A 13,962-nucleotide genomic window follows, 5' to 3' on the forward strand; every position below is an offset into this window, starting at 1 on the left:
TGCAATCGAGAGTATCTGTACCCTCCTATGATTGGAACTCTCCTTGTTCGATTTCAATGGGCGAGTTGACGCACCTGCCCCCGTCTGCCGTTCTGTGATGGTCGAATCTTGCGCGAGCAGAATACGACTTTTACAAGGCCGAGATTCGATCAGTAGATGGCCCGAGTCAGGCGAATCGTGTTTTTGTGGGAAAAATTCCAACTCCAACGCTTGTTGAGAACGAATTTTACCATATTATCCATCGAAAACTAATGTCTTCTCGACATGTGAGAATTTTACTCTGAACTACCGCTTCGGAGTGACGATTACCTTTACGCTGAAGTCGTCATCCTCTGCATCCAAGTCGCTAAGTACCTGAGGATTCCGCAATCGGCGCTCAGGGTCGTAGATGAAGCAGATGAGTCGGTCACAGTCTGGATGTGCCTCATAGCGTTCTTTATCTGTCGAGAGTTCCGAGCCGAGTTCTCCTTCATCCAGCCCCTCTCGAGTTTTCTTGACTTCGATTCCAATCTTCTCTTCCTTCAAGAGAAAGTCGATGCGTGAAGACGAACCTGCGTGGCTTGGTGTTCCTTCCTCAGGCCTAACATCATCGAAGTGTATCCTTAGGAGAGCATTTAGAACATCTTGTACGTCGTACTCGTCCTCGATCTCGATAGTGTTACGCCCGTTATATCGGTCATTCAGATGGTACGCAACGTTCGAGAAACGGTTACAGATACGGTCAATTGCCTGCTCTGCTTCGAGGTCCCAAGTTACGTTTTCTTGCTCCGTTTTGTCATCTTCATCGCCGGTCCACGGGAAAGGCTCGCCACAGTACTCGCAGTGGGAAGGAATTGAGGGTTCAAACCCTACAGCGGCAACGTTAGAATCCAAGTTTTTTCCTTTCATCATCCCGCCACATTTGGGACATTCAGTAATTGTTTCTGCGCCGCACTTGTCGCAGTGTTTCTTAGCTCGACTTCCCGTCTTTGCCCTATCGGTGATGTGGTGGCCGTTTAGACAGACTTGCTTTGCGTCATATCGTGCCATTACTCCATCTGTTCTTTTCTATCCTTAAAAAGCCTCCATTCAGATACATTTCGTGTTTCGCTGCTTCAAATATCTTCACTATTCAGAAGCAGGTTGGGATACTGGCCAGAGGCCAAGCCAACAATCGGGTATTCGGGTTATTCGAGTGGAACCTTAAAGTCGCGAAAGAGACCTACGTCATCTCTGCGACTTCGTTTCGCCGTTGTTCGATGAATATCTCCGTTGCTTTGAGTAGGCGAGAGAGGTTTGAGTTCCTCAGTCATCTGTGTCGTTCCATGGAATCACAGCGACAGCCCTTTGGCCACTTGCTGGAAGCCCTTTCGGCGTCTGAAATAATGGTTCAAATTCGGGAGGCGGCATACTCTGAGACCGCGAGCGACGCGAACGGTCCGATGGGCCATCGACGGATTCCGAGTTCTACAAACGGTCTGTGCGCCCTCACGTCACATACCAACGGAGGCACGACTCCGTGGTCGTCGCGAATCAACGGCGAAAAGCGACGTCGCGAAACGGGGTCCCACGCGTTCGCTTCGCGAACGCTCGGCTCGCCAGTTCTTCACGTCGTTCAGAACTGGACTCACCGGGATTTGAACCCGGGGCCTTTCCCCTGCCAAGGGAACGATCTACCACTGATCTATGAGCCCGCATTCCCGACTTGTTCGGTCCCTCGGTTAAACCCATCGAACCCTCCCGAAGTCGAAACGGTTTAACCCCGCGCACGGCTCCCGTCGATGGGAACAGCACGGCCACGAATCCGACTCGTCCGGCGGTGGACTCCGAGATCGTGGTAGTGTTCGGTAGCGATTCGTGTGATTCCTATCCTCAACAATGGCACGGATGCATACACGACGCCGCGGCTCGTCGGATTCCGACAAGCCCGTGGCAGACGAACCACCGGAGTGGAGCGACGTCGACGCGGACGCGGTCGAGAGCCGCGTCGTCGAACTGGCAGAGCAGGGCCACAGCCCGAGCGAGATCGGGCTCAAGCTCCGCGACGAGGGCGTCCAGGGCACCGCGGTCCCGAACGTCCAACTCGCGACCGACAAGAAGATCACCGAGATCCTCGCGGACAACGACGCCGAACCGACGCTTCCGGAGGACCTCCGGAACCTGATGGAGCGGGCCGTCCGGCTTCGCGAGCACATGGCCGCGAACCCGAACGACGCCCAGAACAAACGCGCCCTCCAGAACACGGAGGCGAAGGTGCGCCGGCTCGTCGACTACTACCGCGGCGACGCGCTCGACGAGAACTTCAAGTACACCTACCAGAACGCACGGGACCTCGTCTGAGATGGCCGTCGCCGGTCGTTCCACCGGGGCCGAGGGCGTCGCGTCGACGCTCCGCGAGGCCGGGTTCGCCCGACTCCTCGTGGCCGCCGACGCCGACGCACTCGCGGCCGCCGGACTGCTCGCGAACGCGCTCGCCCAGCGTGGCGTGCCGTTCCAGGCGAGCGTCCACGCCGAGCGCCCCGGTGTGGAGACGGCCGACGACACGACGACGATACGGATCGGTATCGAGGGATCCGCCGACTGCTCGCTCGACGCGAGCGAGCGGCCGGCGAGCGAGACCGCCTTCGCGGCGGCACGTGCGCTCGAGGCCGACCCCGACCCGCTGCTCGCGCTCGCGGGGCGGTTCGTGGTCGGCGACGAGACGGGCGACCTCGACGGAAGCGACGCCTTCGAGACGGCCACCGAGCGCGACCTGGTCGAACGACGGCCCGGCGTCGCGGTTCCGGTGGCCGACCTCGACGACGGGCTCGCGCACAGCACGCTCGTCCACACAGACTTCTCGGGTGACCCCGACGCGACGGCGACGGCACTCGCCGGCTGCGACGACGATGGTCGACGGACGGCCTCGATGGTCGCGCTGTCGACGTGTGCCGACGCGACGCCGCGCGGTGCGTCGGCCCTCGGCTGTGCGCTCAACCCCTACGTGGTCACCGAGCGCGGACGGGAGGCGACCACGGTGAGCGGACGGTTCGAGACGGTCGGGGGCCTCGCGGACGTCCTCTGTGCGGCCGCCCACGAGCGGCCCGGTATCGCGCTCGCGCTCGCGCTCGGCCACGACATCCGCGAGACGGCGCTCGACGCGTGGCGGAGCCACGCCGACCGCGCCCACCGCGCGTTGCGGGAGGCGACGACCGAGCGCCATCGCAACGTCTTCGTCGCCCGAACCGACGCGGGCGCGTCGCTGCCGACCGCCGCCCGACTCCTGTGTGACTTTCGGTCGCCGGAGTCGATCGCGGTGGTCGTCGACGACGGACGCGCGGCGGGAGCGGCCCACCACGAGGCGCACCTCGGCGAGCGGATGGCCGAGGCGGCCACCGCGGCGGGCGGCGACGGTGCGGGCGACGACCAACGCGCTTGGGCGCGGTTTTCGGACGCGGACGGCTTCGTCACCGCGTTCCGGGAGGCGGTCGCGTGAAGCGCGCCCGCGTCCGGACGCGATCGGTCGCGCCCGAGACCGTCGCGGCGGCGCTCGTCCCCGACAACACCCCGGAGATGCACACCGGGGTCGATGGCGAGGTGGTCGCGACGACCCTCGAACGCGAGACGGTCGGCGGGCTTCGCGCGACGCTCGACGACTACACGGTGAACCTCTCGGTCGCCGAGCGGGTCGTGCAAGCAGCACAGGACGGAACGAACGACACGAACCAGACACACTCATGAGCGAACGATCAGTTTCACGACAGCAGCGACAGAAGCGGTGGTACACCGTGGTCGCGCCCGAGTCATTCGACCGGGCCGAACTCGGCACGACTCCCGCGAACGAACCGAACGCGGTGCTCGAACGCACCATCGAAGCGACCCTCGGCGACCTCACGGACGACGCCGGGGCCAACAACGTCAAACTCACCTTCCGGATCAACGACGTCGGGAGCGACACGGCCTACACCCAGTTCGAGAAACACGAACTCACGCGGGACTACCTCAACAGCCTCGTGCGGCGCGGGGCCTCGAAGGTCGACGCCTACCTCACGGTGCGAACCAACGACAACTACCGGGTTCGCATCCAGCCGGTGGCGTTCACCACCCAGAAGGCCAACGACAGCCAGGAGAAGGCCATCCGCGCCCGAATGGTCGAACTCGTCCGCGAGGCCGCGCGCGACCGGAGCTTCCAGGAGCTCGTCGACAGCGTGACCCAGGGCCGGCTGTCGAGCGCGATCTACGGCGAGGCACGCACCATCTACCCGCTCCGCCGGGTCGAGATCGCGAAGCTCGCCCTCGATGCCCACCCCGAGGAGATCGCCGAAGAGGAAGAGACCGCGGTCGACGTCGACGAATCCGACGTCGAAGTTTAATCTCACCCGCGAGAGACTACTTTTACTCGACGACGTCGAACGAGCCGACCATCCCGCCTGGCTCGTGTGGAATGCAGAAGTAGTTGTAGGTACCTGGAACCTCGAAGGTGTGTTCGTACACCTCGCCACCGTGGATAGCCCCGCCGCCGTTCTGGTTCCACGCCTCGCGGGCCGCAGCCGTGGTCTCGAACCCACCGGAGGCGAAGAAATCCGCTCCGTCGGGGATCCCCGACCCGTAGGCGGTCACGGTGTGCGCGCGTGCGCCGGTGTTACGCCAGACGACGGGCTCGCCGACCCGCGGCTCGAAGTCGTCCTCCGGGAGGAACGCGCTCGCGGCCATCCCGATGTCGTAGTCGGACTCCCCCTCCGCGGCCCCGAGACAGCCCGCGAGGCCGACGGCGACGCCCGTGCTCGCAGCCAGAAACGCGCGACGGTCCATAGTTCGACGTACCGTCCGGAGCGGTATAGCCGCCGCGGTACGCGCCGGGGTTCCGGCCGTCGCCGACGAGTATGAACACCTAAATCGCCCGCCGGCAACCCCGGCATATGCCGCCCCGTCCCCGGTTCGTCGCTCGGCTCGGGCTCGCCGACGCGGTGACGGCGACGAACGCCGGGCTCGGGTTCCTCGCGGCGGCCGCCGCCCCGTTCGCCCCCGCGCTCGCCGCGCGATTGATCCTTCTGGCGGCGGTCGCCGACGGCCTCGACGGGGTGCTCGCGGCACACACCGGCGGCACCCCGCTCGGGGAGTTCCTCGACTCGCTCGCCGACGTCGCCTCCTTCACCGTCGCGCCCGCGCTGCTCGTCTTCGGTGTAATGCGGAGGGCGTGGGAGCTCTCCTTCGTCGCCCCGACACCGGCGCTCGCGCTCGCGCTCGTCGTTCCCGCCGCGTTCGTCGTCGTCGGGGTGGTTCGACTCGGGCTCTACACCGCCTACGACATCGACCGCGGAACCACCGAGGGAGTCCCGACCACCCTCGCGGCGACGGTGCTCGCGGCGGCGTTCCTCGCCGGGGTTCGCGACCCCGTCGTCGTGCTCCTCGGCCTGGCGGCGTTCGTCGCGCTGATGGTCGCACCGGTGGGTTACCCGGACCTCCGGATGCGCGACGCGCTCGCGATGGGGGTCGTCCAGGCGGGTGCCATCCTCGCACCGGCCCTCTTCTTCCGGGTCTTCCCGCGCCTGCTCTGTGGGTTCGCGCTCGCGTACCTCGTGCTCGGGCCGCGATACTATCCCTTGCTCGTGGAAGGGAAACGCACTTAGGCGATTCACCCGAAATCGGATTCATGAGCGACGGTGACGAGCCTCCGGCCGACGACGACGCCGACACGCCCGCCGAGGGCACCGACGGCGAGCCGGTCGACGAGGAGACGTCGGCCGAAACGGCGGACGAAGCGACCGAGGAGAGCGATGCGGACGAAACGACGGAGGCGGAGCCGGAGGACGCGGTGGAGAGCGAGGAACCCGACGATAGCGACGAGACTGACGAAGACGAAGCGGATGCAGAGGCCGACTCGGAGGGCGAAGCAGCCGAAGACGACGGCGAGGGGACGGAAGACGAGGGAGACCCGGATGCGGATGCGGCTGACGAGGACGCGACCGAAGACAAGGCGGATTCGGACGACGAAGGGGACACGGAGGAAGAGGCGGACGCGGAGGACGGCAAGGGGACGGAGGCGGACCAGGAGACGGAGACCGAAACCGCCGACGAGAACGGTGAGACGGACGAGGACGGCGACGCGGACGACGAGTCGGAGTCCCTCCCGGACACGACACCCGAATCGCTGGACTCGCGGCTCGACGAGGTCGAGGGGATGGTCGACGAGGCCGAGACCGAGGCCGACCTCGACGAGGCGGAGGCGAAGCTCGACGAGGTCGAGGCGGACATCGAGGCCGCGGACCTCCCCGAACCCGACGAGGACGAAGAGGACGAAGAGGACGAGGAGGACGTGGCGGACCCGCGCGACGAACTCGAAACCACCGTGACGGGGCTCCGCGACGCCATCGAGACCGAGCGCGGGCCGTACGCCGAGGACGCGGTCGAGACGATCGAGAGCGCGAAGGCGACCATCGAGGACACCCGCTGGACCGAGGACGGCGAGCCCGAGGTCGTCGCGGCGGTCGAGTCGTTCCTCGACTCGGTTGGCGAGGTGCTCGACGAGTCCTTTTCCACCGACGGCGAGACGATGGCGGACCTCACGGCGGCGCTCGACGACGTGATCGAGACGGTCGAGGCGCGCGACCTCGACCCCGACGACGACGCCGGGACGGTCGCCGACCTGTGTGAGGTGGCCGACGAGCTCGAAGCCGACCTCGCCGACGCCGAGGAGTGGGACGACCTCTCGGTTCGCGAAAAGCTCGATGCCGAGGGGTTCTACGACGTGCTCACCCCCGAGAACCGGAAGGACTTCCCGCCGGAGTGGAACGCGATCAAGGTCTACGAGAAACAGAACGACCCCGAGTCGATCCTCCACGGGCTGGAGATGTTCGGCTCCGAGTACATGCAGGGCCACTGTATCGAATCGCTGAAACGAATGGGCTCGCCCGAGGCCTACGACGCGATGGAGCAGCGCGCCCAGAAGCGCAACAAGCCACCCATCGAGGTGCTCGGGAAGATCGGCGACGAGCGCGCGCTCGACACCCTCCACGACTACATCGAGGGCGACAGCGACCCCGCACTCCAGACGGTCACGATCAAGGCGATCGGCGAGATCGGTTCGACCGACTCGACGCAGGCGGTCGCGGACAGGTTGGTCGCCGAGAACGACACCGTGCGCTCGAACGCCGCGCGTGCGCTCGGGCTGATCGGCGACACCCGCGCCATCGACCCCCTCGCCGACGTGCTCGCCGACGACGACTCCAACCCCGTGCGGGCGAGTGCGGCGTGGGCGCTGAACCAGATCGGGACGGCGGAGGCGCTCGATGCCGCCCGCGAGCACGCCGACGACCGCTCGTTCCTCGTCCAGACCGAGGCCGAGAAGGCCGAGGGTGCGATGACCGACGAGGACAGAGCCGAAACGCCGGCCTGAGCGGGCGAGGGTTTACATACTGGAAGACGACCACCGACGGGCGTGTCCGCTCGTCTCGTCTGGGTCGTCGCCGTTCTCGCGGTCGCACTGGTCGCGGGACCGGTGGCGGCGGCCGGACCGGGGAGCGATACATCGACGACGAACGGGTCGGCGACTGCCGGCCCCCACATCGAGTCGGTGTACCCGAACCCGCTCGCCGACGAGGACGCCGGCGAGTACGTGGTCCTCGACTTTCCCCGCCCGACGAACCTCTCGACCTGGACGCTGACCGACGGCGAGAGTGACGTCTCGCTCTCGAACGGTACCGTCTCGGGACGGGTCGCGGTCACCGCGGAGCCGGAGGCGGCGCGCAACGCGACCGACGCGCCGTTGCTCGCGCTCGATGATTCGGTGAGCCTCGCCAACTCCGGCGACGCGGTGGCGCTGGTTCACGACGGCCACGAGGTCGACAACACGACCTACGAGGACGCCCCCGACGCCGAGGTGTGGAACCGGAGCGCCGACGGCTGGGGGTGGGAACACCTCGGCGCGACGGACTTCGCGGCGGCACGGACCGACACCACGAGCGCGCGGGTGTTCGTGCTCCCCGACGACCCGGAGGTGGCGGTCGAGACCATCGAGGCCGCCGACCAGCGGGTCCTGCTCGCGGGCTACACTTTCAGCTCGGAACGGGTCGCACGGGCGCTGAAGCGGGCGAAAGAACGAGGGGTTCGAGTTCGCGTGCTCGTCGACGACGCGCCGGTCGGTGGGATGAGCGAACGTCAGGCCGCGGCGCTGAACGAACTCGTCGCGGCCGGGATCCCGGTCGACATCATCGGCGGGGACTGGGCACGGTACGACTACCACCACGCGAAGTACGCCGTCGTCGACCACCGCGCCCTCGTCACGACCGAGAACTGGAAGCCGTCCGGGGTCGGTGGCCACTCGAATCGGGGCTGGGGTGCGGTGGTCGGGGGCGAGGCCGCCGAGGCGCTCGCCGCGGTCTTCCGCGCCGACGACGGCTGGCGCGATACCGTCCCGTGGTGCTCCTACCGGGCGAATCACACGTTCGAACCCGACGACGTGGCGAACGAGACCTATTCCTCGAACTTCGAGCCGAAGACGGTCGACGTCGACGGGGTGCAGGTGCTCGTCGCCCCCGACAACGCCGAGCGCGCGCTGATCGCTCGAATAGACAACGCCACCCGATCCGTCGACGTGATCCAGCCCGCCATCGGGAGCCGACACCAGTCGTTTCTCGAAGCGGCGATACGCGCGGCCAGGCGCGGCGTGCGGGTCCGGGTCCTCCTCAGCAACGCGTGGTACTCCGAGGACGAGAACGAGGCGATGGCCGAGTGGATAAACGCGCGGGGGGAGACGGAGGACCTGCCGCTCGAAGCCAAAGTGGTCGACCCGGAGTCGACGTTCGAGGACATCCACGCCAAGGGCGTCGTGATCGACAACGACACCGCGGTCGTTGGGAGCATGAACTGGAATAACAACTCCGCCAACGAGAACCGGGAGGTTACGGTGGTGCTGGACGGCGAGGCGGCGGGTGCGTACTACGGTCGGGTGTTCGAGGCCGACTGGACGGAAGACGGCGGGTCGGGGCTCGACCTCGGGTTCGATTCGCCGCTTCCCATCGGTGTTCTCGTTGCCGTCGTCGGAGTACTCCTCCTCGGAATCGTCGTCGCGCGCCGTATCGAGTTCGAGTAAACCCCGAACGCCCGCTCTCAGTCCTCGAAGCCAGCGACACTGGCGCTGCCGAGCTCCTCGTCGATCTCGGCCTCGCCCATCTTGGTCTCGAGCGCGTCGAGGACCGCCTCGCGCATCCCCTTCACGAACTTGATCGAACCGACGACGAGGTGGCCGCCGCCGCTCACACCGCCGCCGTCGACCTCCGTTTCGAGTTCCTCGACCATCCGTGGGATGTCGAGCCGGACGCCGTCGCTTCGGAGGACGGCGAAGTCCGGGCCGTAGCCCACAGTGATGACGGGGTCGCCGGTTTCTTCGACCTTCGCGTCGTGGATCGCGCCCGTCGTCTTGCCCGGTGCGGGGTAGGTGAAGCGGTGGGCGTGACGCTCGACGTCGAGTCGGTAGAGGTGGGCTCCGTTGTCGAGCTCGCGCTCCTCGACGTGGGGCATGGCGGCGTCGAGCTGTTTTTCGGTCTCGTGCTCGGCGCGCTCGGCGAGGAACTCGACCAGCTCCGCGTGCGGTGAGTCCGCGCCCGTGCCGACGTCGAGGACGTCCGCGAGCAGCGACTCGCCCGCGCTGTAGCGGAGCCAGTGGGCGGCGTAATCCAGCGCGTCGCCGACCGCCTGGAGGTCCGCCTCGTCGTAGCCCTTCTCCCGAGCGAGTGCGAGGTAGTCGTTCATCGCGTCGGCCTCCGAGCGGTCGGTGAGACCCGCGACCGCGGGGACGTGGGCGAGCTCGTCGGTGAGCGACGGGTCGATCATCCGGGCGAGCTCGACACAGAGCATCCCGGTCGTGATCCGGTAGTCCTCGCCGTGGAGGTAGGGGTTGACGTGGGCGGCGAGGAGGTCCCCGACCGCCTCGGGGTCCGGGTGGTGGTGGTCGACGACGAGAACGGGGATGTCGTACTCGGCGAGCGCCTCGTAGGCCGGCACGTCCTCCTCCGTACTGCCGTTGTCGAGCATCACCACGAGCGGGAGCTTCTGGCCGTGGCGCTCGCGGTCGCCGAGCGCGAAGTTCAGATCACGGGTCACGTCCTCCATCTCGTAGTAGGGTGCCTTGCTCGGGAGGCGCTTCACGAGGTGGCGACCCGCGTCGGGGTCGTCGTGGACCTCCTCGGCGAAGCGTTCGAGCGCGAGCGCGACGGGGATCGACGCACACATCCCGTCGCCGTCGGCGTGGTGGCGGATGCGGATCGGGCGGTTTTCGAGCACCGCACGCCGGAGGCGGGTGGCGACGCCTTCGAGGTCGGGCACGAGGTCGGCGAGCGCCGGCCACTCGACCATCGGGTCGATCTCGTTGGCGGTCGCCTGCTCCGCCAGCCCCGCCTCGACCGCCTCGTGGAGTTCTTCAGGATCGTCGTGGGCGTCGAGCGACTCGACCTCGATCTGGAGCGAACCGTCGCGTTCCTCGACGACGCCAGCGACCCGTACCGCATCGCCGACCTCGACTGCGGGGTAGGCTCGGACCCCCGCGGCCTCGAAGGCCGCACACGCCACGAGCCCGGTGGGGGCGCGGAGGGTGAACACGGTCGGGCCGCCGGTCTGGTTGATCTGGACGACCTCGCCGTCGATCGTGACCTCCTCGCCAACGTGGTTCCGGAGGTCGTCGGCCGCCGTGATGTCGGGTTCGTACTCGACCCGGAGCGTTTCACCGCTCCCGTCGGCTGCCTCGAACCCGAGGTCGCCGTTTTCGCGAACCTCGATGAGACGCACGGTGATCTCGTCGTCCACTTCGTAGTCGTCGTCGAGGTTCGATTCGTGAACCAGCCCGGAGACGGTGGCCGAGAGGTCGACGAACACGCCGTACTCCACGACACCGTTGACGGTGGCGACGTAGCGCTTGCCAACCTCGACGTCCTCGGTCGTACACTCGGGCGCGAGGTCGTAGACCGCATCACCGGGGGCCGCAGATTCGGATGGTGAAGACATTCTTGTGCGGCGTTTGCCGCGGCCGACTTTAACGCTTGGCAAACGGGCTTTCGGTGCTCCGGCGTTCGGAACCCTTAGATGGACGCCAGCCGGATCCCACGTATGGGGCTGTTCGGTTCACCGACTCTCCTCGGGATCGCCGCCGAGACGCTGGATTTCGCGCGGTCGGCGGCCGCCGAGACCCACCCTGACGAGTACATGGGCCTCCTCAGAAGTCAGGACGCGAGCGAGCTCGGTCTCGACGAGTCCGGTATCGTGATCACCGACGTGCTCGTCATCCCCGGCACGAAATCGAACCCCGTGAGCGCCACCGTGAAGACCAGCCTCGTGCCGAACGACATGCGGGCCGCGGGCTCGATACATTCTCACCCGAACGGCGTGCTCCGCCCGAGCGCCGCCGACCGCGCCACCTTCGGTCGCGGACAGGCTCACGTCATCCTGGGCGCACCCTACGGACCCGACGACTGGCGCGCGTTCGACAACGAGGGTGAACCACGTAGTCTAGAAGTGCTCGACGTCTCGCTGCCCGACGACGAGGCGTTCTTCGACTTCACTCAGGCCGACATCGACGAGGAGCTTCGATGACGACGGTCGTCGCCCAGGGGACCTTCGACATCCTCCACCCGGGCCACCTCCAGTATCTGGAGGAGGCGGCGGCGATGGGTGACGAACTCCACGTCATCATCGCACGTCGCGAGAACGTCTCCCACAAACGAACGCCCGTGCTCGCCGACCGCCAACGCCGCGACATGGTCGACGCGCTCGACCCCGTCGACAGCGCGGTGCTCGGCGACCGCGAGGACATCTTCGTACCCATCGAGCGGATCGACCCCGACGTGATCGTGCTCGGCCACGACCAACACCACGACGAGCACGCGATCGAGGGGGCGCTGGACGAGCGTGGCATCGACTGTTCGGTCGCACGCGCGGCGGGTCGAACCCCCTCCTACGACGACGAACTCCTCTCGACCGGTCGGATCATCGACCGGATCTGTGAGCAGCGCTGCTGAGACCCGTCGGACGACCGTCTGACGAACCCTTTTCTTGTGGCTCTCGATACGTGATACTATGTCCACCTCCGCCGCCGGGACGCCGAACACCCGGGCGGTCGTCGAAGCCCTCTCCTACGAGTCGAGCCCGCTCGACCGCACACCCGCCCGCGACGACGCCCTCCTCGCGGCCTACAAACACCTCATCACCCACCGGACCGCCTCGCGGCTCGGCCTCGTGGCGAACGTCCACCCGCGACGCGACGCCGGACTCGGGCCGACCGAGTGGTACGAGGCGCTGGTCTCGCCCCTGCTTCGCGAGCTGCCGGGCGTCTCGGCACCCGGACCCGGGACGGCCGTCTGGCGGTACGTGCCGGAGTGAGGGGTTCGGTCGTGGCCGTCGCCCTCTCGGGTGCCGTCGCATCGATGTACACCGGCCGTCTACTGCCGTCCGCGAGCACGAGGTAGACGACGATATCGGCCTCGTCGTAGGAATCGACGACTCCGGACACCTCGATGCCGTTCGTGGTCGACCACGCCGAGAGGGAGACGGTCGAGGAGTCGACCCGTCGGGGGCCGTTCTCGAAGACGTACGCCTGCCCGTCGAACCGGATCGGCTCCCGCGATGCGTACCGGAGCGGACCGTCGCCGGAGACGTCCTCGATGGCCGTCGAGTCGGCGATCCGAAACCGATTCGGCCCGCTCGTTCCGTTCAGCGCGGCGGCGTCGCCCTTCGTGACGACCGAGAACCCGGCGACGGCGAGCGAGGGGGGTCGTACCTCGAGCGCGAGCCGGTTCACCGTGCCCGTGCTCGTCAGGTTCGCATCGAGCGGCGCACGGTTCGCGGACGTCTCGTTGGTCGAATTACCATCGTCCGCGGGGTAGTTCAGGCCGAACGTCTCCGATCGGTTTCGCTCGTCCGCGAGCGCGACCGTCACGCCGACCGTCCGTCCGTCGTCGTCGCCCCCCGGCGTGTAGACGAACGACGCCTTCCCGTCGTCACCGGATTCGGTGCTGGCCGGTTCCAGCGTTCCGGAGCCGTTGGTGGTCGCTTCGAGACCGACATCCCGGAGCGGCCCGCCGAACTCGTCGACCGCCCGAACGACGACGGTCCGCTCGCCGTCGGGATCCACCGCCGGGGCGTGCGAGGTGACGTTCGTGAGGGACGGTTCGAGATCGAACCCGTCGTCGGTCCCCTCGCCGACGGACACCTTCGCCGCCGCGAGCCGGGTCCCGCCGTCGATGTGGACCCTGACCCTGCTCGTCCCCGGCGAGTCGTCGTAGTCGAGGAGCCGGGCGTAGCCGCGCTCGTCGAGGAGATCCTGCCACTGTGAGCGTGGGAGCCTGGTCGGGAGGCTGACGGTCGCGCCGCCGGACGGCACGGTCGTGTTCCAGTGACCCGTCCGTTCGGTCGTGACCGTGGTCGAGACCGCCCGCTCGTCGAGGTCGCCGCTCAGGAGGACCAGCCGAACCGCGTCGTCGCCGAACGTACCGTCCGTAGTGTCGGCCAGCACGGTGTCGGTCCCCGAGTACCGTTCGAGCAACATGCTGTATTCGAGCGAGATCTCCCGTCGCTCGCCGAGCTGGTTGTAGGTCGGACGGTAGGTGACGAACGTCGTGTTGAAGGTCTGCGTCCCGTCACCCCGCTCGGTGTCGAGACCCGAGATGACGACCGGCCGTGGTGCCGTCGATTCGAGCGACCCGACCGGGGTACCGGGGTCGACCGCGAACGGACGAGTCGGATACCGAACCCCCAACTCCACGGTCGTGCGTCGAGTCGTGCTGGCTCCCGCCGGGGCGGTCGCGGTGTTCACCACCGCCGCACTCAACTGCTCCAGTTGGCTCTCGACCGTCCGGCTGTGTTCGAACTCCACCGCCCTGTTCTGGGCGGGGACGACGCTCGATTGGTAGATCGTGAAGACGATCATCACCAACGCGAAGATCAGGACGAACCCCACCACGGGCGAGACCGCGCGGTCGTCGCCGGATCCCGGCCGCTGTGTGAATCGTCTCATGG

13 protein-coding genes and 1 tRNA gene are annotated in these 13,962 nt (G+C 66.9%); 9 read left to right on the forward strand and 5 right to left on the reverse strand.

Annotated features, from left to right (window positions below):
* Nucleotides 1-285: 285 nt before the first annotated feature.
* Together D3261_RS10545 and D3261_RS10550 are read right to left on the reverse strand one after the other, a co-directional pair.
* Nucleotides 286-1,029, reverse strand: a complete 744-nt coding sequence (locus D3261_RS10545) for a DUF2321 domain-containing protein (protein ID WP_120072161.1) — start codon at nt 1,027-1,029, stop codon at nt 286-288.
* A 572-nt stretch (nt 1,030-1,601) separates the two neighbouring features.
* Nucleotides 1,602-1,673: transfer RNA gene (locus tag D3261_RS10550), tRNA-Ala, on the reverse strand.
* Nucleotides 1,674-1,857: 184 nt separating this feature from the next.
* Between D3261_RS10550 and D3261_RS10555 the strand changes: the two genes are divergently transcribed.
* Genes D3261_RS10555 through D3261_RS10570 form a run of 4 tightly spaced genes read left to right on the forward strand, consistent with a single transcriptional unit; the run spans nt 1,858 to nt 4,331 of the window.
* Entirely contained in the window at nt 1,858-2,319 is a 462-nt protein-coding gene (locus D3261_RS10555; RefSeq protein ID WP_120072163.1) for a 30S ribosomal protein S15, read from the forward strand.
* A 1-nt stretch (nt 2,320) separates the two neighbouring features.
* Nucleotides 2,321-3,454 carry an exonuclease RecJ gene (locus D3261_RS10560; protein ID WP_120072165.1) on the forward strand — a complete coding sequence of 378 codons (1,134 nt, stop codon included), beginning with the start codon at nt 2,321-2,323 and terminating at the stop codon, nt 3,452-3,454.
* A complete protein-coding gene (locus D3261_RS10565) occupies nt 3,451-3,699 on the forward strand; it encodes a KEOPS complex subunit Pcc1 (RefSeq protein WP_120072167.1) in 249 nt (82 codons plus the stop codon). The genes D3261_RS10560 and D3261_RS10565 overlap by 4 nt, the downstream gene beginning before the upstream one ends.
* Nucleotides 3,696-4,331: a 30S ribosomal protein S3ae gene (locus tag D3261_RS10570; protein WP_120072169.1), complete on the forward strand. Its 636-nt coding sequence runs from the start codon at nt 3,696-3,698 to the stop codon at nt 4,329-4,331. Before D3261_RS10565 ends, D3261_RS10570 begins: the two co-directional genes overlap by 4 nt.
* Before the next feature lie 22 nt (nt 4,332-4,353).
* On the opposite strand, the gene D3261_RS10575 is transcribed toward D3261_RS10570, so the two are convergent.
* Nucleotides 4,354-4,770, reverse strand: a complete 417-nt coding sequence (locus D3261_RS10575; protein WP_120072171.1) for a plastocyanin/azurin family copper-binding protein — start codon at nt 4,768-4,770, stop codon at nt 4,354-4,356.
* Nucleotides 4,771-4,877: 107 nt separating this feature from the next.
* Here D3261_RS10575 and D3261_RS10580 point away from each other — a divergent pair, with 107 nt between their 5' ends.
* From D3261_RS10580 to D3261_RS10590, 3 genes are all read left to right on the forward strand, one after another.
* The gene (locus D3261_RS10580; RefSeq protein ID WP_120072173.1) at nt 4,878-5,588 is read left to right on the forward strand and encodes a protein sorting system archaetidylserine synthase; all 711 of its coding nucleotides are present in this window, start codon (nt 4,878-4,880) and stop codon (nt 5,586-5,588) included.
* A 551-nt stretch (nt 5,589-6,139) separates the two neighbouring features.
* Entirely contained in the window at nt 6,140-7,354 is a 1,215-nt protein-coding gene (locus tag D3261_RS10585) for a HEAT repeat domain-containing protein (RefSeq protein WP_233553968.1), read from the forward strand.
* Nucleotides 7,355-7,396: 42 nt separating this feature from the next.
* Nucleotides 7,397-9,049: a phospholipase D-like domain-containing protein gene (locus D3261_RS10590; RefSeq protein ID WP_120072177.1), complete on the forward strand. Its 1,653-nt coding sequence runs from the start codon at nt 7,397-7,399 to the stop codon at nt 9,047-9,049.
* A 17-nt stretch (nt 9,050-9,066) separates the two neighbouring features.
* Here the strand turns inward: D3261_RS10590 and D3261_RS10595 are convergent, their stop codons facing one another.
* Complete coding sequence (locus tag D3261_RS10595; protein ID WP_120072178.1) at nt 9,067-10,956, reverse strand: DHH family phosphoesterase; 1,890 nt, start codon at nt 10,954-10,956, stop codon at nt 9,067-9,069.
* A gap of 102 nt (nt 10,957-11,058) precedes the next feature.
* Here D3261_RS10595 and D3261_RS10600 point away from each other — a divergent pair, with 102 nt between their 5' ends.
* A complete protein-coding gene (locus tag D3261_RS10600) occupies nt 11,059-11,541 on the forward strand; it encodes a Mov34/MPN/PAD-1 family protein (RefSeq protein ID WP_120072180.1) in 483 nt (160 codons plus the stop codon).
* Nucleotides 11,538-11,966, forward strand: a complete 429-nt coding sequence (locus D3261_RS10605) for an adenylyltransferase/cytidyltransferase family protein (RefSeq protein WP_120072182.1) — start codon at nt 11,538-11,540, stop codon at nt 11,964-11,966. The genes D3261_RS10600 and D3261_RS10605 overlap by 4 nt, the downstream gene beginning before the upstream one ends.
* Before the next feature lie 185 nt (nt 11,967-12,151).
* Here the strand turns inward: D3261_RS10605 and D3261_RS10610 are convergent, their stop codons facing one another.
* Nucleotides 12,152-13,960: a hypothetical protein gene (locus D3261_RS10610; protein WP_120072184.1), complete on the reverse strand. Its 1,809-nt coding sequence runs from the start codon at nt 13,958-13,960 to the stop codon at nt 12,152-12,154.
* Nucleotides 13,961-13,962 lie beyond the last annotated feature (2 nt).

Origin of the sequence: Halococcus sp. IIIV-5B (assembly GCF_003602035.1) — an archaeon.
GTDB classification, from domain to species: Archaea; Halobacteriota; Halobacteria; order Halobacteriales; family Halococcaceae; genus Halococcus; species Halococcus salsus.